The sequence below is a fragment of the Paenibacillus sp. 01T431 genome, from assembly GCF_056398625.1.
Window position 1 is genome coordinate 200,051 of record NZ_JBFTPT010000012.1, and the last position, 25,879, is coordinate 225,929.

General features: G+C 43.6%; 21 protein-coding genes. 20 read left to right on the top strand and 1 reads right to left on the bottom strand.

Going from position 1 to position 25,879, the window contains the following annotated elements:
* The first annotated feature begins 1 nt into the window (after position 1).
* From AC1DM9_RS22080 to AC1DM9_RS22120, 9 genes are all read left to right on the top strand, one after another.
* Complete coding sequence (locus tag AC1DM9_RS22080) at positions 2-2,791, top strand: hypothetical protein (protein WP_477550834.1); 2,790 nt, start codon at positions 2-4, stop codon at positions 2,789-2,791.
* Positions 2,792-2,968: 177 nt separating this feature from the next.
* Positions 2,969-4,813 (top strand): right-handed parallel beta-helix repeat-containing protein, encoded by a 1,845-nt coding sequence (locus tag AC1DM9_RS22085; RefSeq protein ID WP_477582215.1) that lies wholly within the window; start codon positions 2,969-2,971, stop codon positions 4,811-4,813.
* A 1-nt stretch (position 4,814) separates the two neighbouring features.
* The gene (locus AC1DM9_RS22090) at positions 4,815-5,747 is read left to right on the top strand and encodes an ABC transporter permease (RefSeq protein ID WP_339208115.1); all 933 of its coding nucleotides are present in this window, start codon (positions 4,815-4,817) and stop codon (positions 5,745-5,747) included.
* A 78-nt stretch (positions 5,748-5,825) separates the two neighbouring features.
* Positions 5,826-6,638: a carbohydrate ABC transporter permease gene (locus AC1DM9_RS22095; RefSeq protein ID WP_339208116.1), complete on the top strand. Its 813-nt coding sequence runs from the start codon at positions 5,826-5,828 to the stop codon at positions 6,636-6,638.
* A gap of 58 nt (positions 6,639-6,696) precedes the next feature.
* Entirely contained in the window at positions 6,697-8,292 is a 1,596-nt protein-coding gene (locus AC1DM9_RS22100; protein ID WP_339208117.1) for an extracellular solute-binding protein, read from the top strand.
* Between the two features lie 120 nt (positions 8,293-8,412).
* Positions 8,413-9,366, top strand: coding sequence for a glycoside hydrolase family 43 protein (locus AC1DM9_RS22105; protein WP_477582218.1), 954 nt, complete (start codon positions 8,413-8,415; stop codon positions 9,364-9,366).
* A 540-nt stretch (positions 9,367-9,906) separates the two neighbouring features.
* On the top strand, positions 9,907-11,175 hold the full coding sequence (locus tag AC1DM9_RS22110; RefSeq protein ID WP_477582220.1) for an alpha-L-fucosidase: 1,269 nt from the start codon (positions 9,907-9,909) through the stop codon (positions 11,173-11,175).
* Entirely contained in the window at positions 11,168-12,082 is a 915-nt protein-coding gene (locus tag AC1DM9_RS22115; RefSeq protein WP_477551523.1) for a metallophosphoesterase family protein, read from the top strand. The genes AC1DM9_RS22110 and AC1DM9_RS22115 overlap by 8 nt, the downstream gene beginning before the upstream one ends.
* Before the next feature lie 148 nt (positions 12,083-12,230).
* The gene (locus AC1DM9_RS22120) at positions 12,231-12,800 is read left to right on the top strand and encodes an SF0329 family protein (RefSeq protein WP_477582222.1); all 570 of its coding nucleotides are present in this window, start codon (positions 12,231-12,233) and stop codon (positions 12,798-12,800) included.
* 21 nt (positions 12,801-12,821) lie between these two features.
* Here AC1DM9_RS22120 and AC1DM9_RS22125 read toward each other — a convergent pair whose 3' ends face one another.
* Positions 12,822-13,571: a helix-turn-helix transcriptional regulator gene (locus AC1DM9_RS22125; protein ID WP_477582224.1), complete on the bottom strand. Its 750-nt coding sequence runs from the start codon at positions 13,569-13,571 to the stop codon at positions 12,822-12,824.
* Positions 13,572-13,712: 141 nt separating this feature from the next.
* Between AC1DM9_RS22125 and AC1DM9_RS22130 the strand changes: the two genes are divergently transcribed.
* The 11 genes from AC1DM9_RS22130 to AC1DM9_RS22180 all read left to right on the top strand — a co-directional run bounded on the left by AC1DM9_RS22130 (position 13,713) and on the right by AC1DM9_RS22180 (position 25,879).
* Positions 13,713-14,642, top strand: a complete 930-nt coding sequence (locus tag AC1DM9_RS22130; protein ID WP_477582226.1) for a nucleoside hydrolase — start codon at positions 13,713-13,715, stop codon at positions 14,640-14,642.
* Positions 14,643-15,150: 508 nt separating this feature from the next.
* A complete protein-coding gene (locus tag AC1DM9_RS22135) occupies positions 15,151-15,789 on the top strand; it encodes a glycoside hydrolase family 11 protein (RefSeq protein ID WP_477582228.1) in 639 nt (212 codons plus the stop codon).
* Positions 15,790-16,085: 296 nt separating this feature from the next.
* On the top strand, positions 16,086-16,934 hold the full coding sequence (locus tag AC1DM9_RS22140; RefSeq protein WP_477509207.1) for a formylglycine-generating enzyme family protein: 849 nt from the start codon (positions 16,086-16,088) through the stop codon (positions 16,932-16,934).
* A 226-nt stretch (positions 16,935-17,160) separates the two neighbouring features.
* A complete protein-coding gene (locus tag AC1DM9_RS22145) occupies positions 17,161-18,207 on the top strand; it encodes an LLM class flavin-dependent oxidoreductase (RefSeq protein ID WP_477582231.1) in 1,047 nt (348 codons plus the stop codon).
* 273 nt (positions 18,208-18,480) lie between these two features.
* Complete coding sequence (locus AC1DM9_RS22150) at positions 18,481-19,161, top strand: response regulator transcription factor (RefSeq protein ID WP_477582233.1); 681 nt, start codon at positions 18,481-18,483, stop codon at positions 19,159-19,161.
* A complete protein-coding gene (locus AC1DM9_RS22155; RefSeq protein WP_477582235.1) occupies positions 19,158-20,549 on the top strand; it encodes a sensor histidine kinase in 1,392 nt (463 codons plus the stop codon). Before AC1DM9_RS22150 ends, AC1DM9_RS22155 begins: the two co-directional genes overlap by 4 nt.
* Positions 20,550-20,622: 73 nt before the next feature.
* A complete protein-coding gene (locus AC1DM9_RS22160) occupies positions 20,623-22,314 on the top strand; it encodes a S41 family peptidase (RefSeq protein ID WP_477582237.1) in 1,692 nt (563 codons plus the stop codon).
* A 178-nt stretch (positions 22,315-22,492) separates the two neighbouring features.
* Entirely contained in the window at positions 22,493-23,116 is a 624-nt protein-coding gene (locus tag AC1DM9_RS22165) for a hypothetical protein (protein WP_477582239.1), read from the top strand.
* Between the two features lie 89 nt (positions 23,117-23,205).
* The gene (locus AC1DM9_RS22170; protein ID WP_477582241.1) at positions 23,206-24,168 is read left to right on the top strand and encodes a helix-turn-helix transcriptional regulator; all 963 of its coding nucleotides are present in this window, start codon (positions 23,206-23,208) and stop codon (positions 24,166-24,168) included.
* Positions 24,169-24,340: 172 nt separating this feature from the next.
* Complete coding sequence (locus AC1DM9_RS22175; RefSeq protein WP_441879609.1) at positions 24,341-24,859, top strand: VOC family protein; 519 nt, start codon at positions 24,341-24,343, stop codon at positions 24,857-24,859.
* 315 nt (positions 24,860-25,174) lie between these two features.
* The gene (locus AC1DM9_RS22180) at positions 25,175-25,879 is read left to right on the top strand and encodes an ABC transporter ATP-binding protein (RefSeq protein WP_477582244.1); all 705 of its coding nucleotides are present in this window, start codon (positions 25,175-25,177) and stop codon (positions 25,877-25,879) included.

The following is a 25,879-nucleotide window of genomic DNA, read 5'->3' on the forward strand; positions in this document are numbered from 1 at the left end:
AATGGCCAAAAAGTGTGTCTTTGTTGCATGGATATTCGTTATAGCAATGATTGTCTTCGTTCATAATGACAGGGCTTACGCAGCGGGTACGACCTATTATGTAAGCAGTTCGACGGGCAATGATAATAATAACGGGACGAGCGCAGGCACTCCTTGGCAAACTTTGGCTAAAATTTCTAATCTTACGTTTAATCCTGGCGATAAACTATTATTAAAATCAGGTGACACTTGGAATGAAAGCGTTACCTTAAACGGTTCGGGAACGAGTCTGCTTCCGATCCAAATTACCGCCTATGGCAGCGGGAGCAAACCCATTATTCGATCTTCGGCCCCGGCTGTGGTGAGCATGACGAATGAGAGTGGTTGGATCATTTCGGGATTGGACATCGAGTGTACAACGACGAATGCGCTAACTAGCTCGACTACAACGAACAGAGCGATCGTTATTACTTATAATGCTGAAGGAGCCTGGTCCAATATCACGATAGATGGAAACCTTGTTCGCGGTCCTGGAATAAACAGCAATTCGGAAGGCATTCTGATTTCGGCGGTTTATCCGACAAACAAGCATAGTGAAGTCGCACGAAATATCGTTATTAGCCATAATGAAATCTATATGCTCGGTTGGAGAGCAATCGGAGTTGCCGGTTGGGATAGCACCTTATCAGATAATCATAAAAGCTCCGCGTTATTCCGCAATGTTAAGGTTCACAATAATGTGGCATCTCAGCTTGGAAACCAAGGGATCGTCATCGGGAATTTGAATCATAGCACGATAAAATGGAACCTCGTACATGATGCTGGTCAATATGCCGGAACAGGGGTCACCTGGGGACCGGGGGGAATTTGGCCAGTCGCAAGCTCATATGTTGATGTCATGTTTAACGAGGTCTACAATATGTCCGACAGCAACACGGGGCATGATGCATCCGGATTAAACATTGATTGGTCTAATGAATATATCAACGTACAATATAATTACGCTCATGATAATAAAGGCAACGGCGTAACGACGATGGCGAACATTAATTCGAGAATCACTGACAATAAAGTGAAGGGCAACCGCGGAGAAACCTCTATCGGATCGGGCCAAATCGCATTAAGCGACTTTACAGCGGATACGGGGAGATATTCAGGCTTGAAAAATCTCGTTGTCGCAAATAATTTAATCGTAGTGGATCAAGCGAATACGAGTGCGTTAAGCAGCAAAGATGCGTCACCCGGGGACCCTTGGTCGGGAGATTCGTTCCAGAATAATCGGATCATTATGGCGAACGGAACTTCGGGAACTTCAGCTTATAAAATTGGGTTAAGTGCACCGGTTGATCTTATCAATGACAATCGATTCTATCAGGTAAGCGGGACGGCATTACAAGCTGAAAGGTTTGGGGTCAGCTACAACACGATGGCGGCATGGAGAAGCGCATCCGGATTCGATCTAGGCAGTACCATCTCCGCATTGGATAGTGTGGCGCCAGGTAATCCGTCCGGGGGATTGGCAGCTTGGAATAGCGGAAGCTTAGGCATATCGTTATCTTGGACGGCAGCTTCCGATACGGGTTCAGGACTTAATCACTACAATATTTACCGTTCAACGACCCCAAACTTTACGCCTGCCTACAGTAATATGGTTGGAGAATCAACGACAGCAAACTTTACCGACCGGCAAGAGCTTCAAAGCGGCACGGCCTATTATTATTTGATTGAAGCCGAAGATAACAATGGAAATATTAGTTCAGGCACAACGTCGGCAGGCTCGACCAGCGGAACCATTCCGGCATCCACAAGAAAGTATGAAGCGATTAAGGACGTCGGGGCGATCTCGCAGGGACCGGTTTGGTACTATCACAAATGGAATGGCACGACTTATACGTCATTGGCAAATTACTACGCCCCATGGAGAATGTGGCGGGATGGCTCAACTTTTTTAAGCGTAGGGGAAAATGTGCAATCTCCAGATGGCAGCGATTCTGTAAGAACATGGATAGCGCCGGAGGACGGCGAAATTACGCTCTCGTCAAACGAAACCATTCACATGTTGAACACGGGGGCGGGAGCGGATGGCGTAAACGTGAAGATTTTAAAAAACAACGCGCAAATTTGGCCGGCGAGCGGCTGGCAGCAGGTCATCTACGGAACGACAGTATCGTCTCCCGCAATAACGCTCGATGTGATCAAGGGCGATGCGGTACGTTTTGTTGTGAATCAGAATTCGAACAATTTGTACGATACTGTTTATTGGAATCCTATCGTAACCTATCATTCCATTTATTTATTATCTGAAAATTTCGAGAGCTCCGCAGGAAGATGGAGCGTGCAATCGGGCAGTTGGTCGGTCGTGACAGATAGCGCCAGTAAGAAATACAGGCAGACGGACTATTCAGGGAGCCTTGCAACGGCAGGGATCGACTCGTGGAGCAACTACACGTTAGCTAGCGATATTCAAATAAGCAATACCGCGGGAAGCGGCGGTTTCGCGAATCTGGTCTTTCGTGTAACGGATGCAAACAATAAATATTTTGTCTATATCGGTAATATGCATGGGATCGCGATCAAGAAAACGATAGCGGGAACCCAGACGGAGCTGGCATCGAAAGCTTATACGATCAATGTCGGGACGACTTATCGCGTGTCAGTTGAAGTTATTGGAAATCAAATGAACTTGTATGTGGATGGCATTCTTCAACTAAGTGCAACAGATCCTGCTTTTACGTTCAGCAAGGGGAGGATTGGGTTAGAAACGTATAATGCGACTGTGCTGTACGATAACGTTATACTCACTGAGCTATAGAGACGCAAGACGCCTCGATCACCGATCGGGGCATTTTTTTTGAATAAGCATCCATACAACATCGTAACAAACTACATCCAATGTTCTATTCTCAGCACATATTAAGGGAAGGCCGTCTATGGCACAATCAATATAGCAAGAGAGTTAACAGGGTGGATAGAGAGAGGAGGCAGGTGAGTGGAGCGCGTAAAGAATGATGATACAGCCGTGAGCATGTCTGAAATCTCAATCAGTGTTCCGGAATGGAGTGAATATAAGAGAGTTAGCGTCGCTGATTTCGGTGCTAGATCCGAGGAAGGGTATTGTAACGGTAGTGCCTTTCAGAATGCCATTGATTATTGCAAACGGGAACATTCGTCCGAGCTTGTCGTCCCTTCGGGAATATATCGATTTTATAATGGCAATCATCCTATATTCGAAGGGATGCACGATTTTCAGTTCGATGGTGGCGGCTCTGAATTCATCTTTTCTACGGTGGAAGTCTTCTTTACCATAAGGAATTGCATACGGACGATATTCAAAAATTTCACTGTCGATTGGGACTGGGAAAGCGGGCAATTGGCAAGCATCGGACTAGTAAGGGAAGTAGCCTCAGACAGCACTTATTTCGATCTTCACTTTCCGGAGTATTCGCAAGCGCCGAGCGATCTGAACATACGGACATTAAACGCGATGAACCCGCTGACGTTATCTGCAGGCTTCGAGTTAGGTCGTGAATTCCACAATACCCATTTCCGGAATATTAGTCGCCAGGATCTCAATACGTTCCGAATTGCACTGTCCAACCCCGAAGAATTTCGCTTTCTGAATCCAGGGCAAGCTTACATCGTACGTCATTACATTTATGACGCGAACGCTTTCGAACTTAAAAGCAATCAGCATTTGCAAATCGAGCATGTAACGATCTATTCTGCGCCAGGACATGCTTTCGTGGCGTCGGGAGATCAACACCATTGGGCGCTGCGACAATGCAGAATTGTGAAACGGCCAGGAACGACGCGTTGCATTTCCGTCACGGCAGATGGCTGCCATATCAGTAATTCGCTAGGTTACTTTATGATTGAAAACTGCGATTTCAGCTACAACGGCGACGATTGCCTGAACATTCACGATAATTCAGTTCAGGGTTTTAAGCGAATCGATGATCGGACCTTACGTTTAATTCGTGTGCTAGCATGGCGTAATCCCTTTGCAGTAGGGGACGAAGTTGAGTTTCGAAATGAAGATCTGTCGCCTGCCGAGATCACGGAGCGTATCGCAGACGTGGAATGGAACAAGGAGTATAACACCTGCACGCTTACCTTTGAAAAACCGATCCCAGCCGAGGTTTCAGAACGCGCGATACTTTTTAATCGAAGATATGATTCCAGCAACTATATCGTTCGCAATAATTTCTTTCACCATAACCGCGCAAGAGGGATATTGCTACATTCCAGCAACGGCTTGGTGGAGAACAATCATTTCTTTATGAATCAAGGGTCAGCGATTCAAATTGAGTGCGGTTCCGAGTCTCGCTGGTCGGAAGGATTTGGAGTAAGCAATCTGCGTATCCGCAATAATTTGATTGACAGCTGCGATGTGAATCACTGGAACATGGCCGTTATCTACATGGGTGTATATCTTGCCATGGGTAGAACGCAATATGCGGTCTTTGACCGAGTGTGGATCGAGAATAATACAATTATCAATTGTCCGCAGCAAGCGGTTTATGCTTCATCCTGCAGAAGGGTATATATCCGCAATAATGCCATTCTGAATTCCAATGCTATGAGGCTCAAATCGCATGCCGATGGAGATGAGAATGGCTTGCTCCACCCGGAATATTATCAGGGAAGTTTAATGGCAAGCCATTGTAAAGAGGTTTGGATCGAGAACAACAGAAGATTGTCCACGGTTGAAACAACAGAGGATCATATTTATATTGATGATGCGACTAGTACGAATGTGAATTTGCTTAATAACATCGGATTCAATAGAGACGACAGCCGGTTCAGGCTGCAGAAGAAGACGGGTGAGCTATAATATGGCGACAATTGGGGCGAAAGCCGTAGCGGGTAAGGATGTACGCAGAAGAATAGTCAAATATAAAATGCTGTATCTCATGCTGCTTCCTGCCGTTGCGTTTTTAATTATATTTAGTTACATCCCCATGTATGGTGCATCGATCGCATTTAAAGAATTTTGGATTACGAAAGGAATTTTAGGCAGTCCATGGGTAGGATTTAAGCACTTCGAACAAATTTTCGCGACCGATAAGTTTTGGCAGGTTTTTACCAACACGATTGAAATCAATTTAATGCGTCTCCTATTTGGATTTCCTGCTCCGATTATTCTGGCTATTCTTTTAAATGAAGTAAGGCACAGAATCTTCAAGCGATCGATTCAAACGATTATTTATTTGCCCCACTTCATCTCGTGGGTAACGATCTCGGGTATATTGTTCGCACTGCTGTCTAACGAGGGTTTGGTCAATAGCATTATTGTTCTGTTCGGCGGAGATCCTGTTAATTTCTTGACAAGCAACAGCATGTTCCGGCCACTATTGGTCATTTCAGGAATTTGGAAGGAAGTCGGATGGGGAACGATTATTTTTCTGGCGGCATTGTCCGGTGTCAATCCGGATCTGTATGAGGCATCCGTGATCGATGGTGCTAACCGCTGGAAACAGATTGTTCACATTACATTGCCAAGCTTGCTGCCGATCATATCGATTTTGTTAATATTGAATTTTGGCAGCATGATGAGCGGTGGTTTCGACCAAGTGTTTAATATGTACAACCCGATGGTCTATGAAAGCGGCGATGTTATCGATACCTACGTTTACCGGATCGGGCTGACGCAAGGACAGTATAGCATGGCAACCGCAATCGGGTTATTCTTAAACGTAATCAATTTTGTTCTTCTTATCGCGGTAAACAGCGCGGCTAAAAAAATGAACGGACATGGCATTTACTGAGGTGATTGAATAATGGTGCGATCTACGAGTGTTTCTGGGAAAATATTTGACATACTGAACATCATTTTTTTAGTTTTCATGGCTTGTATTATGCTTTACCCGTTCTGGCATGTACTTGTTGGATCCGTACTGCCGTATGAAGAAGCAGTCAAAACGAGATTTAATATCATTCCGCGAAGTATTTCTTTTGAAGCCTATGAATACGTTTTCTCGAAAAATACGATTCTTATGTCGGTTGTGGTTTCCGTATTCGTTACGGTTATTGGTACGCTATACCAGCTTTTGATTACATCTATTGCGGCATATCCGTTGACGAAACAAGATCTTCCGGGTAGAACCGCTATCTTTCTCTTTATCATATTCACGATGTTTTTTGGCGGGGGGCTAATTCCTTATTACTTGCTAATCAAGAGCCTTGGGATGGTAAATAGTTTGGCCGTTATGATCATTCCGGCAGCGTTAAGCACTTATAACTTGATTGTGCTCAAAACATTTTTTCAAAATATCCCAATTGATCTGGAGGAATCAGCAAAAATCGATGGGGCTGGTTATATGAGAGTGTTCTTTCAGATCATCATCCCCTTATCGTTTCCTGCTCTGGCAACTATCGCATTATTTATCGCGGTTGGTCAATGGAACAACTGGTACGTTCCGATGTTGTTTCTTAACGATAAGGAACTATGGCCGTTAGCGATGGTGTTAAGGGATGTTCTGATTAATAACAATATGGAATTGACCCGCAGCGGCAGCTTCGTAAGCAAGGATTTCATGCTGGGTGACACCATTAAGAATGCGATTGTAATGGTTTCTGTCATTCCCATCATCATTGTATATCCTTTCATTCAGAAGCACTTTGTTAAAGGGGTGATGATTGGATCAATCAAGAGTTGAAAGTCAGTCAGATTACTAGAATGAATTAATTATTCATTAAAGGGGAGTAGTGAACAACATGTTGAATAGAAAGAAAGGTCTCATTTTATTGCTTGCAGTTGTGTTGTTATTTGTTGGGATTATTGCAGGATGTGGAAGCAATAATGAGAAAAACGAAGCGGGTGAGTCTTCTTCAACTGCAAGCCCAAGTTCTAAACCAGTCGTTGAAAATACAAAGCCTGTTGAATTATCCGTATTTAGTTGGATGTTCGAGGGAGCTGACTCGCAGGATTCTCAAATCTATAAGTATTTGCAGGAAAAGCTCAACATCCGCTTGAAGCCGATTACAGCTTCGTGGAATGACTGGGAAGAGAAGCTGAACGTGATGATTGCCTCTGGGGAGATGCCCGATGTATTTGTCTCCTACGGCGTTGACCGTCCGGTTCAATATCGTCAGTGGATTAAAGAGAGCATGCTTCTTCCGCTTTCAGATTACTCAGAGCAGTATCCGAATATTAAAGCGTCGCTGGCCAACTTTGAACATTTAGCTAAAACGACCGACAACAAACATTATGCGCTCCCTATATTCAATGAATCCGGAAGCGGCAAGATGGCGGTGAGCGGTCACAATATTCTAATTCGTAAGGATTGGCTGGATAAGCTAAATCTAGAAGTACCAAAGACGATCGATGAGTTCTATGCGGTTGCTAAGGCATTTGCCGAGGGTGATCCAGACGGCAATAACAAGAAGGATACGTACGGTTATTCCTCCAGCGCTGGAGGAATTTGGTGGCAATATCCACTGTTCAACGCTTTCGACACGAGCACTGATAGGTGGGAGAAGAAAGATGGGCAATGGGCGCCGGAGGTGCTTTCCGATGAAACGAGAGACGGGCTTTCTTTTCTAAACCAGCTTTACAAGGAAAAAATTCTTGATCCTGAGTTTATGTTGAATACAGATGATCAGAAAATCGAGAAATTCATAACGGGCAAAGTCGGAATCATGATTCATAACGCAAATGCGACCTTCTATAATGATTTTTATGATAAGTTCAAGCAGGCATATCCCAATGCCGATCCGAAGTCGATTTTCACATGGGTAGGTACCTTGGTAGGGAAAACAGGCGCTCAGCGAATGGATGGCTTCAATAACTTCTGGGCGGAAACGTCTATTAATGCGAACATCTCGGATGAGAAAAAGAAAAAAGCGTTGGAGCTGCTAGACTACCTACTCTCAAGTGAAGGGCAGCAGCTAATGATGAACGGTATTGAAGGGGTCCACTACAGCAAAGACGGAGATAAAATCACACCCCTCATGACGGATGAAGAAAAGGGCAAAGATAAAGCCTTTTCATTAAAAGCATTGGTTTCTTGGAATTCGGACTTCCTAGCCGACAGTACGCCTAATAAAGAGGACATTGTAGCAATGGCAAAATCGACAGGCGACTTCGCCGTTCCGAATCCGTTAGCTTATTTAAACATTAATCCAGAGGAACTCGATCCGAGTATTCCAAGCCAGCTTAATGATTTAGTAAATGAAAAATTCGTAAAAATAATTGTGGAATCCAAGGACGTTCCTGCGGATTTCGCTTCCTTCAAGGAAGAGTGGTTGTCTAAAGGCGGTACGAAAGTGATTGAAGCAACGAATAAGCAAGCGCAAGCGGAAGGTCGCTAAATCCGCGAGAAAGCTCGTTTAGTGTAGGAAGAGACCTTGCTGGAGCCGAATTTATCAGCAAGGTCTCTTTAATTGGGCGTAAATTACATATTTGCAACGCTAAGAGTGGAGGTTGTTGGAATGATAAAGTATGAGGATTTTCAGCCGGGCGAATTGTGGCTGGATACGAATGGAAAGCCTATTCAGGCACATGGCGGCAGTATATTATTCGATAACGGTAAGTATTACTGGTATGGAGAGAATAAAGACGGTCCGAACAGTTTAGGTCGGATCGGTATTCAGCGCGTAGACATCATTGGCATATCCTGCTACTCTTCAAGTGATTTATACAACTGGACATTCGAAGGCATCGTGTTGCCTGCGGTTTCCGATGATCCGAATCACGACCTTCATCCGTCTAAAGTAGCGGAACGTCCGAAGGTTCTGAAGAACGATCGGACTGGTCAATACGTCATGTGGCTTCATATTGATAGTGAGGACTATACGCTGGCTAAAACCGGCGTGGCCGTAAGTGAAAATCCAGCGGGACCATTTGAATACGTGGGAAGCAAGCGTCCTAACGACGTGGATAGCCGTGATATGACATTATTTAAAGACGACGATGGAACGGCGTATTTAATTCATTCGTCTGACTGGAACAAAACCCTGGTCATTTCGAGGTTAACGGATGATTATACAGATTTGAATGGCGAGTTTACGAAAGCGTTCATCGACCAGTCCCGGGAAGCGCCGGCGGTGTTTAAACATGCGGGGAAGTATTACTTGCTATCCTCGGGTTGTACGGGGTGGTATCCCAATGCGGCTCTCGTTGCCGAGTCGGATCGAATGATGGGACGGTGGGAGCTAAGGGATAATCCGTTAAGTGGACCAAATGCCCGGAAGACGTTTTATGCGCAGAGCACGTATGTGTTTCCTGTTCAGGGATTGGAGAACAGCTTTATTTTTATGGCTGACCGATGGCGGCCGGAAGAGCTAGCGGATTCAAGATATGTATGGCTTCCTATCACTTTTATGGAAGATGGGATAGAAATCAAGTGGGCGGATCGCTGGGATTTGAATGCGTTTCGAAAATGAATATATGAATGAAGGCCGTTCCTCAGGTAGGAGCGGCCTTATGTTATTGAACTGAATAACCTTATTTTGTGCCTACTATATGGACAGAGACACACTTTCTTAAAACTTGTATTCAAAAGCATAAGAAATAATTCATAAGTTCTGAGATGCCAAAACTGCTCGTACAAGCTACTGTAATCGAAATATTAGTGTAATTGCTAAAAGATATGTATAGTCGATTTGAAGGCTATTGGAGAAAAGATACATCTTCATCCTGTTTAACTAGGTAATCTGTTTAAAGCTGAAGAAGACATCTTCTTTAATAATTATTTATTAAAGGTGCGTATGAAAAAGTCTAAAGAGTTGTTGCTTTATTCCGATAAAAAAAGTATATGAAATTGCTCCTCAAGAGGTAGAGTATCGGAAATTGGTTTAGTTTTATAAAAAATCAAGGAATATACTGGTGTCAGCTCGAATGAATATCACAATAAAGTGAAAATGAGTTAGTAGGTTATTTCAGTGTGCGAATAAAAATACTCCATTAATGAAGAAGAGGTGCTTATGATGACAGCTAATTCTAATATTAAGCCAAGCCCGAAACAACTCGAGTATCAATCCTGGGAGTTCGGATTATTTGTACATTTTGGTCTACGTACGTTTTATGAAGGGTACGTAGATTTTGATTCAAGAGGCATGTCCCCCGAGTTGTTTAACCCGCAGCAATTGGATTGTGAGCAATGGATCCGTACGGCGAAGGAAGCCGGAATGAATTATGCTGTACTTACGGCTAAGCATCATGATGGGTTTTCTAATTGGCCGTCGCAGTACAGCTCGTTCTCTACGAAACAATCGCCATGGAAGGATGGTCATGGTGATGTTGTACGGGAGTTTATAGAGGCTTGTCGCAAATATGATGTAAAGCCTGGTTTATATTATTCTCCTTTTGACGGATCTGCAGATTTCTACAACCAGGATGCAAGCGCTTACGATGATTATTTTGTAAATCAAATTACTGAGCTGCTAGGTCAATATGGAGAGATTGATATTTTGTGGTTTGACGGTTGTGGCTCGGAGGATCATGAATATGATTGGAAACGAATCATCGGAGAAATTCGCCGCCTTCAACCGAATATTTTAATTTTTAATATGGGAGATCCTGATTTCCGGTGGGTGGGGAACGAGGATGGCATTGCGCCGATTCCATGCTGGAATGTCGTGGATTCGCTTGAGTTTTCGATCATGACCGAGGAAAAGGAAGCTTTGACGGATAAGCTATGGCTGCCTGCGGAATGTGATGTGCAGATGAGAGCGAATTGGTTTTATAGCGATAGCGACGAGCATACGATCAAAAGTCTGGATCAGCTCATGGGCTTATACTATTATTCGGTAGGGCGCGGTGCGAATCTGCTGCTGAATATCGGCCCGGATAGACAAGGCTTGCTGCCTTCGAAAGACGCAAGCCGACTGGCTGCAATGGGTGCAGAAATACGAAGAAGATTTGACAGCCCCATCGCGACCTTGGAGCAATGTACTCACAACCAGAATGAATGGATTTATGAGCCTGCTCATCCACATCTGATTGATCATATTGTTATTCAAGAGGATTTATCTTCTGGGGAGCATATTCTCAATTTTCAAATCAATATTATGACAGAGAAATCGCATCGAACCATAACGGTATATGAGGGACAAAACATTGGTCATAAAGCTATTGTACGAATTCCGCCAGTTAAAGTTCGAGGCGTCTCTCTAACCGTTACAAAGTCGCAAGGCGAGCCTGCTATTAAGGAGCTATCATTTTATTATGTTGGGGAGATTGGGAATGGATAAAGCATTAAAGTTTCGTACAGACGGTACATTCAAAATAGTCCAGTTTTCTGATACCGAGTATATGGATGATGCCGCTGACCTAAATGAGCGAACCGCTGACATGATGCGAACCGTCATGGAGACGGAGCAGCCTGATCTTGTTGTATTTGCAGGTGATGTCATAGGCAGTTTGCGCTGCAGCAATCCAGAGCAGTCATTCCGAGATGTAGTATCAACTATAGAAGCGATGAAAGTCCCGTGGGTTGCTATTTTTGGCAATCACGACTCGGAAGCAGGAATTACAAGGGAACAGCTAATGGATATTCAACTGAGCTATAGCTATTGCGCCGCTGAACGGACGGCTGAGCATATCAGCGGTGTAGGCAATTATGTGTTGAGAATACAGGGTAGTGATGAACGTTTCGCGGCAGCTTTATATTTTTTGGATAGCGGGAGTTATTCTGCCTTGCCTCACATTCATGGATACGATTGGATTCGCAGAGATCAAATTGACTGGTATGCGGCACAATCGCAGGCATTCACGGATCAGAACGGAGGCCAACCTATCCCTTCACTGGCATTCTTCCATATTCCGCTGCCGGAGTATCAAGAGGTATGGGATAAGTCCGAGTGCCATGGCGAAAAGAGAGAAGAGGTTTCTTGCCCTCGTATTAACAGCGGTTTATTTTCCGCAATGGTAGAGATGGGCGATGTTATGGGGACCTTTGCAGGGCATGATCACGGAAATGATTATTCGGGCGAGCATCATGGCATTCGCCTTTGTTATGGACGCTCTTCAAGCTATATTATATGGGATACGGATATTCCAATTGGTGCAAGAGTGATTGAATTGCAACAGGGATCCAGAACGTTTGATACTTGGCTGAGATTAAGTGATGGATCGGCTCAGCAGCGCTCGATAGGGTAATATTTAGAAACCGTCAATAAACGTTAGAATTTGTTATAATGGATAGCAAGCGTTATGTTGGCCTCCACTCACAGCGGTGGAGGTTTTTTTATGCTACGAATCCCTCAATAGGTATCTATAATATAGAACATAGAAATTAGGAGGCAATATGTCCTGGAGCAAATTGAAGCAACAGCTTGAGAGTTTTCTCTCTCCTGCTTTACATGGCAGGTTCGAATATCGTGCAACCAGCTATCGTTATTTACCTGACAAAGCAGGTCAATGTTATATTGCGGTAGATAAAAAGAACGTACTCAGTATGAGTGATAGTACTACTTTAATTAGATGGTATCAGACGGAGCTGGAAATTAAGAATGATTCAGCTATCGAAATTCCTATCAACCTTGAAGAAATTGAAACGGTGAGAAAAGATACCAATGGGAAAGTTCCTGAGGATCGTCTAAAAGTAATGGCAAGAAGCAGAAAACTATCCGAATATGCTAAGGAAATTTTTTCAGCACAATTATCATTAAGTAAATCAAATTTTGTCGTTGTAGCTAATAAATTTTTATCCACTTCTATAGAGGAAAGCCTAGAGAGCAATGATATTTTATTGAATGTTTTAGCTTTGGTGGACAGACGAGTTGGAAAAAAACGGCTTTTAAACATGGCCGAGAAGATGAAGCTAAAGCATCCCATTGTGCAGTATTTTTATGAACTACGGCTTAATACGTTATGAAAATAAGTAACTCATTCACCTCTAATCACCGGCGAGCTCTCTATACTGCTTCGGGGTAATCTCCGTTTCCCGCTTAAACAGGCTGCAAAACTGCGCATCCGTCGAGAAGCCGCATTCCATCGCGATAACCGATATTTGCAAGGGGGTATGCCTAAGCATTGTTTTGGCATGCTCGATCCTACGCTGCAAAATATATTGGCTGGGAGATAACTTGATCTTCTCTTTGAATAAATGACGAAACCGATCATAGCTATAACCAGATTGGTCGGCAAGAGCTTGAAAGTCAATTTTCTGCGTATAGTACTCATCGATGAAAGCCTGAGCGAATCGGATAATGTCATGACGGCTATCTGGTTCTTGGGCAGGATGAGTCCGCAGTACCTCCAAATATAAGCGCGAAATCAAATTATCGAGCAATTGCTTATAGAAGGGGGGCTTATCACGAAGCTCTTTGGCCATCATCTGCATGAGGCCAAGAATAGGCCTTGACGGGGGATCTTGGTAGATTCCTTCTTTCAAGGGAGGATAGATGGTGCTCGTGAACCCCGTAAACATAACCTTCGACTGTTTGCCATGCCGTTCATCGTGAGGCGTGCAGGGTGCTATTATCGCATAATCACCTGCCTTGAAAACATGTTCGGCATCCCCGATTCGAGTTGTCCCCTGACCGCAGTCGTAATAAACCAGCTCATAACACTGATGGTGATGCATTGCAATATGCTCATGCTTCGCTCTCGTTTCTTGATAAAAGAAATCCAATGAGGCTGCCATTCATAGCTCTCCTGTCATCGTAGCCAATTCGTGATATAGAACGACCGTATGATGCTACTACATTATTCAAATTATTTATAAAATGAATTCATTATAGCATGGCTGAAAAGCCAATTCATTATATAAATGGAGGTAGATGATATGGGTCTAGATTTCGGGGCATTGCCCGTAGATGAGCTGGTTCGCAAGTTGGAGGCACCGGGTAGTAGAGTTAAAATGGTGCTCGATACGGATACCTTTAACGAGATCGACGACCAATTTGCAGTTATTTATGCGCTGTTGTCACCAGAAAAAATAGAGCTTCAGGCTCTATATGCAGCACCGTTTCATAATGAGCTCTCTACGGGACCCGATGACGGGATGGAAAAAAGCTATAAGGAAATCATTCGCATTCTTAAGTTAATGAATCGAGAGGATGTCCCCGTCTATCGCGGCTCCGAAGCTTATTTACCTACTGATAGCTCCCCGATTCGTAGCGAGGCAGCTCTAAACCTGGTAGAACGCGCAATGGCAAGCGATAAAAATGATCCATTATATGTAGTCGGTATCGGTGCCATTACGAATATTGCGAGTGCCATACTGCTAGAGCCGCGAATCATTGAGCGCATCATTGTAGTCTGGCTGGGAGGCCATGCACTGGATTGGCCTGACACTCGCGAGTTTAATCTCGAACAGGATGTCCATGCATCGAGAACCGTAATGAACTGTGGAGTGCCTTTGGTCCTTATCCCATGCATGGGAGTCGCTTCAAACCTTCGTACGACACTATCGGAGGTGAGAGATTATGTGAAGCCATCCGGCGCAATTGGAGAGTACCTCTATGAGACGTACAAAAACTGCAAGGATGATCATTTCGCCTATTCCAGAGTGATATGGGATATCTCGGTTATCGCATGGCTGAATGAGCCCAAGTGGGTTCCTTCGCGGCTTGTTCCAAGCCCAATCATTTCGGATGACTTCCGCTGGAGCACGGACAGCACAAGACATTTGATACGCTGTGCAAGCTATATTGACCGTGACGCGGTATTTCAGGATCTGTTTTCCAAGCTTGCTCTAAGCAAAGTGGAGTAACAAGATGACCTAGCCGAGAATAACCGTCGAAGGCCAGCTCAATATGGGTCTCGTAGTTCCGTATCTCATATTTGGTTACTAGGTTATAGCGAAGGGCCCCTGGTCATTCCGAGCGGAATGATAGGGGCTATTTTGATAGATCTTACTTCAAAAAGGGAATGTCGACGAATCGAGGGTCAGGTGCAGACCTTGGTTCCTTGAGTGTTTCGAAATATTAGTTAATATGTGGGGGCAAATCTATAATTTGTTAAGTTGTAATGTATGCGCTTACTTTCTATAATTTAGTTATTCAAGACATGAATTGTCTTGTATTGAAAGAAAAATTCCTTTAGTTAGGAGGGACAGATTTCACGTTATTTGAAACAGGACAAGTTACGCACTGTACTGCAAGGAAAAACAACCGACAAACAATGAAAGGAGAGAGATTTATAAAAATTTATAAAAGGTAATATTCAAGTAGTGTGTAGGCAAGCAGTAACAAACACTAAATTTTAGGAGGTAATAATATATGTTTAAGTATAAAAAGAAAGTGTTTACGTTAGTTATTGCAGCTTCAATGAGTATTTCCAGCTTGTTTGCAGTATCCGCAAGTGCAGCGACAGACTACTGGCAAAATTGGACCGATGGTGGCGGAACAGTAAATGCTACTAATGGATCTGGTGGGAATTACAGTGTCAGCTGGTCAAACACCGGAAATTTTGTGGTTGGTAAAGGCTGGAATACTGGATCGCCATCTAGAACAATAAACTATAATGCCGGCGTCTGGGCGCCGTCCGGCAATGGGTATTTGACTCTCTATGGATGGACAAGAAACTCACTCATTGAATATTACGTCGTAGATAGCTGGGGCACTTATAGACCTACAGGAACATTTAAAGGCACAGTGTCCAGTGATGGAGGAACATACGATATTTATACGACGCAACGAGTCAATGCACCTTCCATTGACGGCACAAAAACGTTCACCCAGTTCTGGAGTGTCCGCCAGTCTAAGAGAGCGACAGGCAGCAACGTCGCTATCACTTTTGGCAACCATGTAAGTGCATGGCAGAGTAAAGGAATGAACCTCGGAAGCAGTTGGTCCTACCAGGTGTTAGCGACAGAAGGATATCAAAGCAGTGGCAGCTCTAACGTAACCGTTTGGTAACAGTTCATCTTCAATTTGGGCAATGGATTGGCGCCCGATGAATCTACTGTGTTGAGAATGTGTTTAATCTTTTGATAATGTTACGGTCGTCCGGTCTCACAGCCTGCGGCCTTATCTATTTCAAAAAATGATAGAACCTACATGCTACTTGACTATTATCTTTTAGAATCCATCCAGTTGGATCCTTCAGTTTGGACGCATTGAGGGCCATTTTTAACGGTCCTCGGTGCTGCCAGAGGAGAATTGTAGGCTGTCACGGACTATAATTTTCCTAAACGTTTAAAGGAGATATAACAATGAGAAAACTAATCGTTTTTCTTATCATAGCAATAATGGTTGTTGTCAGCGCTTGTTCGCAAGAAAAGCCTGATAAAACTTCGAATAAAATACCTGATGACTTTGTCTTAGTCAAGGGCGGACCGTTTATGAACAAGAAGTCCAACTACTATGGTGAAAAAGTAGCATTATCGAATTTTTATATCGGCAAATATGAGGTAACTCAAAAAGAGTGGATTGAGATTATGGGGAGCAATCCCTCAGAATTTAAAGGCGATAATTTGCCGGTAGAAATGGTGAGTTGGTATGACGTTGTGGAGTATTGTAATAAAAGGAGTATCAAAGAGGGATTAACAACGTATTACTCAATAGACAAGAATAATAAAGATCCGAAAAATACAAGTGAAAACGATAATCTAAAATGGACAGTAACGATCAATGCTGGAGCGAATGGTTACCGATTGCCGACAGAAGCAGAGTGGCAATATGCTGCAGGTGGTGGTCAGAAGAGCAAAAGTTACACCTACAGCGGAAGCAATAATGCAGATGATGTAGCATGGTATTGGAAAAACGCTGGAGATAAAATTTTATCAGGAGAATGGAACTGGCCTATAGTAGAGAGCAACCATAACAAAACAAAATCCATCGGTGTCAAGAAACCCAACGAGTTAGGGCTTTACGACATGTCAGGTAATGTAAGGGAATGGTGCTGGAACGGGTTTGGAGACTCGGAAAGTAATAGTAACTCTACCCGTGTTGTAAAGGGCGGGGGCTGGCTTGGTGATGTTGGCGAGTTATCTTATCTGAGCAATTTTGAGGCAAATGGCATGGGTCCCGATCAAGGTTTTCGTGTGAGCCGTGACGAATAAAGGATAAAACCCCAAGAAGAAGGGTCAAAAAGCGTTAATTGACAATGATGCGTAACGATGATAACTTAAAAAATATAAAACATATTAAACTAATCGGAATTACAAGCTGGCTGGACAACCGGAAGCATGGATTATTAAATCCATGCTTTTTTTTATGTTCACAAAGGGTAGGTTTGAAATGAACCTATTAGCGATTGAGTCTGGCTTAGAGAGGAGAGTGCAAATCTTGAAATTTGCTTTGTTTAGCCTAATGATGAACATACCGAATGCTGTAAGCGGGGAAACATTGACCACCCACCAGAAATTTGAGAACGTACTTAAACAGGCTGTCCTTGCCGAAGAACTTGGCTTTGATGCATATGGAATTGGAGAGCGGCATGGAGCACCATTTATCTCATCTTCGCCACCAGTCGTCCTGACCGCGATTGCTGCCAGAACCGTAAAGATTCGTTTGCTAACAACGGTCACCGTTTTAAGTGTTCTCGACCCAGTGCGTGTTGCAGAGGACTATGCCACACTGGACCATCTCTCGGGAGGTCGACTCGAGATGATTATTGGCAAAGGAAACGACCCTCGCCACTATCCGCTTTTTGGAATTACCGAAGACGAACAATGGGAATCCCTTGCAGAGCGGTATGCACTCCTGAAGCGCTTGTGGCATGAAGAGAACGTAACCTGGCAGGGGCGCTACCGTTCACCGCTTGATAATGTGACTACACAACCAAGACCCTTTCAACATTCAATTCCGGTCTGGCATGGAAGCGCATCTAGTACGCTGTCGACCGAATTGGCTGCGAAATATGGTGAACCGATTTTTTCCTCCAATACGTTTCACCCCCAGGCTAAATATAAAGCATTAATCGATCATTATCGCGAGAGATTGGCCCATTATGGCCATGATCCTCAAAAAGCAATGGTTGGCTCGGGATTTGGAAGCTTATATCTGGCGAACACCACAGAGGAAGCCGTCAAACGATATAGGCCCTATTACGATGCTTTCCATGCAACGGCTGCATCGCAGCACAACAACTCGCCTTTCAAAGACCTCGAGGACAATGTACAAAATGGGCCTGCCTTGATCGGCAGCGCTGATAAAGTGATCGAGAAGATTTTAAACTATCATGAAGCTTACGGTCACCAAGTGGTCAGCATCAGTGTAGATGGCTTGTCAGAAATGGAGCAACGCGAGCAAATTGAACGATTTGCTACCGATGTGGTACCTGTGCTGCGTCGAGAGGTTCCTAGTACAGTATGGAATAGTCCGCAATCATAGAAATCGTGTTTGATGGTGATGAACCAATCGTTGTGATGTCACAATGCTTGGTTCATTTTTTTACCGGAAAATTGAGTTTTAAAGCTCCAGACAATCAGAAGATGTTATACTTTTAAAGCAGCCGTATTGTATTCGTTTTGGCTGCTTTTTATATTGTGCTTCTGATTGTGTACGAAAGCTACCGCGTGGTCCGTCCAGTAGATATAAGTTGGGGATTGCAGCGTTCAACATTCAAACGTAAGGCTATCGTTTTCCAAGTGGAGGATTGTTAATATGGTCAATATTCTTATCGTGGACGATGATCCTAACATTCGCGCCTTGATGCGACTTTATTTGAAGAATGAAGGATTCTATCTGACAGAGGCGGACAACGGCATCGATGCGCATGCTATCTTCAAAGGTTCGGGAATCGATCTGGTCATCCTCGACATTATGATGCCGCAAATGGACGGATGGGATTTGTGCAGAGAAATTCGGAAAAGCGATCCCGACATTCCGCTTCTGATGGTAACAGCCAAGGGCGAATCGGGTCAAAAGATAAAAGGCTTCCAGCTCGGGACCGACGATTATATGACGAAGCCGTTTGATCCGGTTGAGCTTGTGATGCGGGTTAAAGCGTTACTGAAGCGATCCCGTATTGCCTCGTCCCAGGTCATACCGTTGGGAGAAATCGTGCTGAATCGGAAAACGTATAAGGTTATGCGGGGAGAAGAGGAATTAGCGTTGCCGCTAAAAGAATTCGAGCTGCTGTTCATGCTTGCCGGCCACCCAGGGCAGATATTTACGAGAGAGCAGCTGATCACTCAGATTTGGGGCATGGATTACGAAGGCGACGACCGAACCGTCGATGTACATATCAAGCGGCTTCGGGAACGCTTTGCCGGGGACGTCCGCCATTTTCGCATTGAAACGGCACGCAGCGTCGGCTATCGTCTGGCGGTGAATCCGGGATGAAATCGTTATACGTTCGCGTCGTGCTGACTTTTCTGGCCGCCATTGTCATCAGCTTGGTCTCATCCCTTCTTCTCGCCCTTGCTCTATTCCAGAATGATCTGAACGCTACGGGTAAAAACGATATGATCGCGGCCGGCGATCGTATTATACGCGTGTACGAGCAAACGAATCCTCCGGATTTGGATGTGTTCATGAATGATATGGCTGAATTGGTTTCCTATACCTTGCAGCTTTATGACGACAATGGCGGGATGAACTCCTATGTGCCGACCAAAGGCAAGAAGGTCGGAGCGATTAACTCGGAATCGGTTCGCATGGTACTTCGCGGAGAACCGTACCGTTCGCATGGAAAAGATAACGGTACGTTCGTCGGCCTTCCGTTTTCTTCCGATGGAAAACATTATGCTTTATTTTTGCAGAGCTCTTCCAAGAACGAAATTACGATCTTCCGATTATTATTCACTATTCTGTTCCTCATGCTTGCGATCGGAAGCTTGTGCATTCTCATTGCTGGCAGATACCTGGTGAAGCCTCTTCAAGCGATGACGGATGCGACTAAGCGGTTGGCCAAAGGGGACTTCGAGGTTGAGTTGAAAATCAATCGCGGAGACGAGCTCGGAACTCTCTCGCGGAGCATCAACGACATGGCTAGGGAAATCAAGCAATTGGAGCGGATGCGACAGGATTTCGTATCAAACGTGTCCCATGAAATCCAATCGCCGTTAACTTCCATCTCCGGATTCGCAAAGGCGCTAAAAGATGGCAATCTGGTTATTGCGGAGGATGATCGCGTCCAATACTTGGATATTATCGTTACCGAGAGCGACAGATTATCCAGACTCAGCGATAATCTGCTGAAGCTCGCTTCCCTCGAATCGGATCATCATCCGTTCGAGATGGAATCGTATAAACTAGATGAGCAAATTCGACGAGTAATCGTCGCGTGCGAGCCCCAGTGGTCGGCCAAAAGCATTCGCGTCGACATAGAGTCCCCTTCGGGAGCCAGCGCCGAAATAACGGCCGACCGGGACCAACTCAATCAAGTTTGGATGAATTTGCTCGGGAATGCCATCAAGTTCACGCCCCGCGCCGGTCAAGTTCTCATCGCGATCAGCCGGCCTCATCCTCATGAGATTGCTGTTGCAATAAGCGATTCCGGGATCGGCATTGCGCCGGACGATTTAAGCTCTATTTTCGAGCGCTTCTACAAAGCGGACAAGTCGCGGGCCCAAGACCGAAGCGGCAATGGTCTCGGTCTTGCCATCTCCCACAAAATCGTTGCTCTCCATCGCGGAAGTATAGAGGTGAAGAGCACCGTCGGACTGGGCACGACGTTTACCGTGACGCTTCCCGCTGCCTTGCATAAAGATTCCGCCATTTGCAAATAAGTTCACGCTCCGTTCATATTTCTCCAATACACTCAGTTCGATTCACATATAACTGATCGGAGGAATTGAAACGATGAGCTTTATTCAAGATGTTATCGATTCATTAAAATGGTTGACTGTCTGGGAAATGATTTTATGTGCGCTAAACTTGTTCGTCTTGCTGAGGTATGCTTGGCCCATTCTCAAAAATAACCGCTGGTTGGATTTTATACCGAGCGTAGGTATAATCATTGCGGTTATTAGCCTTATGAATGGCGATACCTCTATACTGGCTCTGCTGATTTACTCCTCTACGGCCATCCTATTCTTAAGTACTGCGAGAAGAGTCTTTAAACCGGCCATTAAGCCGATGTCTTCGAAATTTCGCTTTGTCATGGTTATCGTTTGCGTCCTTGGTACCCTTCCTACGCTATTGGCATTAACCGTTGCGGGAGAAGTTCGTTACAATCCGGTGAGCGATTTAAGCCATAAGAGCTATTCCAAAGCTTTTATCGCGATGAACGAAAGGTTGTCCGCCGAATACCCTTTCGGAGACTGGAAAAAAATCGATTGGGAGGCAAAGAAAAAGAAATACGAGCCTCTATTCCTCCAAGCGGAAATCAACCATGATCCGAATCTCTACTATAAAACTTTAAGGGATTACCTCTTTTCTTTCCGCGACGGCCATATCGAAATCGTGAATGAACATCTGTACGACGATAATAACACGTTTAAAAATGAAGTCGGCGGCGGAGTTGGAATTAGCGCGGTTCAATTGGATAACGGCAAAGTATTGGTTAGCTTACTGTTAGCTGACAGCCCGGCTGACAAAAGCGGAATCAAGCTCGGAGCCGAAATCATTTCGTGGGACGGGAAAAACGTTCGGGAAGCATTGGACCAAACGTCATGGAGCGAGAACCCGTCGGCAACCGAAGGCGATCGGATTCAAAATCAAGGGCGTTTCTTGGCAAGAGCTCCAATCGGCAAAGAAATCCAAGTTGAATTTCGGAATCGGGATGATGAAGCGAGCAAGATTGCGACGCTTACAGCCTACGATGATCAATATGAGACCTTGAAGAAAACGAAAATTAAGCTAAAAAAAGAAGATCCTCCCGTAGAAGGCGAGATCCTCCGGAAGGAATACGGGTACGTGAAAATCATATATTTTCTTCCCGGAACGACACAATCCGATCCCGCGCAAGCGCTGGACGACCAATTAAAAGAGTTTCAAGAGAAACGCGTAAAGGGTATCATCATCGATTTGCGGGATAATCCGGGCGGAGACGACGATCTTGTTGCCCAAATGGCAGGACATTTTGTGAACGAGAAGAAGATCTATGAATACGTCAGTTACTATAATCGAAATACGGGACGTTTTGAAATCAACCGCGCTGAAACCAGAACCATTCATCCTTCGCGGATTTATTTTCCAGGGAAAATCGCCGTCCTCATTAATTCGAACACCGCTAGCTCAGGGGAAGGATTGCCTTTGTTCTTAAAAGGAATGCAAAATGTCAAGATTATCGGCTTTGCGTCCACGAACGGTTCGTTCGGAGTCGTGTCCGCTCCTATAGAGATGAAAATGCCGGAAGGATATATCTTGCGGTTCCCGGATGGCCGATCACTTAATCAAGACAAAACGATTCAAGGCGATAGCGATGAACGCGGATTTGGCGGAGCAACTCCCGATATCACGGTTCCGATAAACGAGCAAACATTTAAGATGAAATATATCGATGGGCAGGACGTGGAATTGAATTATGCATTAGCTTCTTTCAATGGCTAGTCGGCTACCTGAGAGCGAGTTCATCAACGACACATGTGGAGAGCCGTATCTCACTCATAAGGAAGTAGTATTTCAGAGCCGCAAAGTGAGATAATGATAAGATACAAGTTCAATAGAGAGTCAAGTGATTCTACCAATAATAAAAATGAGATGCCAGAATTGTGAAGGAGAAAAACAGATGACCATAATCGACAAATTAGCATCGTCACTTAACCGCAAAGACGAAGGTCCTAACCAGGAGCTGGCGAAAAACATTGCAGATCGAGATGATAAGGGAGCTGTAATAGAACTAGTTGATAACTTGCATAACAATGACAAGAACATCCAAAGCGATTGCATTAAAGTTCTCTATGAGATAGGAGATCTGAGGCCATCTTTAATTGCTGAGTACAGCAAAGAGTTCGTAACATTGCTTGATCATGGAAACAATCGACTTGTTTGGGGGGCTATGACAGCACTAGATGCGATAACTCTTGAAAATCCGGAAGTTATATATTTAGCACTTGAAAAAATTGTTGATATTACGGATAAAGGTTCGGTAATCACCAAAGATCACGGGGTAAATATTCTGATTAAACTTTGTTCGATCAAACCATATGCGGATCATGCATTCACATTACTCATCGAACAGCTTAAGAAATGTCCGACCAATCAGCTTTCAATGTATGCGGAGAATGCAATAGCCATCGTTAACGATAATAACAAAGCCCTTTTCATAAAGACGCTTTCCTCACGACTGGGCGATATTGAAAAGGATACAAAACGAAAGCGAGTGGAGAAACTGATTAAGAAATTGAGCTGATTCTACCCTTTATGTAAGATGTGACAGTAGATTGAGTTCCGATATATTTATAAAATATTGAGGTTTAATAAAAGGCGAGGATTCAAGTTATGCCAAAAAACGATAATATGCTGGCCATTCTATGGATGCTGAATTCGGGCGTGAAAATGACTGCAAAACAAATATCAGAAAAGCTAGAAATAAATATACGAACAGTTTATCGGTATATTGATGCACTATGTGCCAGTGGAGTGCCTATAATATCCGACACAGGTCATAATGGCGGGTATAGCTTGCTGAATAATTTTATCAGAGCACCTCTGCTATTTGATATTGAAGAAAAAAAGGCACTCCTTCAAGCTGCTGTTTTTGCAAAAGAAGCCGGATACCCTTTGAGTGAGGCATTAAGCAATGCGACTTCAAAATTGAAAATGTATTCGAATCAGGAGCAGGAAAGAATACTTAGCCGTCATTTAGCCGGATTTGAAGTTATTAACCGCATGGGAGATCCTTCTATTCAGCCGGTATTGGCGGAATTGGAGCAGGCTGTAGCAAACGAATTCTCTGTAGAAATTGATTATCGCACAAGCCATGAAGAACAACCCAAGAATAGGGTGATAGATCCCTATGGAATGGTTTACTGGAACAATAAATGGTATACTGTTGCATTTTGCCACTTAAGGAATGAGATCCGCAGCTTTCGGGCAGATCGGATTCTACAAATCAAGCGTACTCAAATCCTATTTAAGCGTTCCGAAGCTTTTTCGGCTCGAGAATTTTTTATGCAAAATCTGTTACCTGATTTAGGTGGCAAGGACGGATTAATTTCTTTAATTATCCGAGGCAGGTCAGAGGCATTGGATGACTTATGCTTGCATTGGTTTTTGGGGCACCATCTGAAAGAGCGGTCATCAAATCAAGCAATCTTTTTACTTGAGGAAAAATCAATTCATCTATATGTCCCTTATTTTCTCCTATCCTACGGGAAATCCATTCAAGTAATCGAACCACAGAGTTTGAAGGAAAAACTTGTTGCTGTTACGTCGGAATTAATGGAATATTATCAACTTTAATAGCTTCACTGACAGCAGATGTCAGTGAAGCTATTTTATAATGATGATAATCATTAATTACCGATGGAGTGTTGGTATTACTTGATGAATTGTTAAATAAGGAGAACTTGCAAATGAATAATACGGAATATATAAAATTGATCGATTATGATCATTTAAAGGAGGAGTAAAAATGACTGAAAGCAGAGAGTATAGGGGAGTGTCAGGTAAATATACAAAGAATGGAACACCCAACGGCTGCACATCGATTACCCCATTTATAACAGTGAAGAATCCTTCTGAAGCAATAGAGTTTTATAAAACTGTTTTCAATGCAAGAGTTAAGGATATTACTGAATATCCTGATGGAAATGGCAATAAAATAATTGCTCATGCGGAATTAGATTTTGGAAATGGTTTTTTGCAGCTGGGAGCAGCGAATCCGGCGTATAAATTGGTCTTGCCGCCAGATGAAGACAATGCGTGTTATTCTTTAGGAATTTATGTAATTAATGTTGATCAGGCAATTGAAAATGCGGTAGCAAGAGGAGCAAAAATAAGGGAACCGGTTATAAACTTTGTTTCAGGTGATCGATTCGGAAGTATATTGGATCCTTTTGGAGTAAGATGGTCTATTATGACTAGGATTGAGGATTTGTCAGAAGAAGAAAGTAGTCGGAGGGTTGCTGAATGGGCCCAAAGCTTTAAGTAGAAGTTTACACGCTGCAACTAAATAAAGTACAAGAACTCATTTGAATGTAAATAAAATGAGTTCTTGTACTTTATTTTTTTAAGATTGATTCTTGCTCAGAACGTATTGCTTTCAAACAGAGCAACAGAATTAGCAGCTAAATTCGAGGTTTTCCTTCTAGAGACCGATCGCAAAATACATCGAACGAGGGAAGGTCATTTCTTTTGGATGGTATATGATGGAAAAATAGTGCAGCAATGGGGCGTTGCCTCCATAAGTTAACCGGTGAAACAACAAACCATGTTCTAAAAAATAGGATACAAGGAGATGAAGGTAGTGAAAAAGTTAATCGATTTCAAAAATGTAACCAAAGAATACAACATAGGTGAAGTGACAATTAAGGCGCTAGCTGGTGTTGATTTTTCCATATCAGAAGGGGAATTCGTTGTCATTTTAGGCGCAAGTGGTGCCGGCAAAAGTACAATTTTGAATATACTTGGCGGTATGGACACAGCTACTTCTGGTCAAGTGTTTGTTGGTGACCATGAAATCACAAGATTAGGCGAAAAAAAATTAACAGAATATCGTGGTGAGAAGATAGGTTTTGTATTTCAATTTTATAATTTGATTCCAAATCTAAACACGCTGGAGAATGTTGAATTTGCGACGGAAGTATGTAAAAACCATTTGGACGCTAAAGATATTTTACATAAAGTCGGATTAAAAGACCGAATCAAAAACTTCCCTTCCCAGTTGTCTGGAGGGGAACAGCAAAGAGTAGCTATCGCGAGAGCGGTTGCCAAAAACCCTTTACTATTGCTTTGTGATGAGCCCACCGGAGCTTTGGATTATGTAACGGGCAAGTCTGTCTTGAAGCTTCTTCAAGATTTGAACAAAGATACAAAAAAATGCGTTGTTGTGGTCACACATAACTCTGCAATTGCTCCTATGGCTGATAAAGTCATAAAGGTTAAAAGCGGAATGATAGAGAGCATCACTATAAATGAGGAAAAACAAAGTGTTGAAGGGATTGAGTGGTAA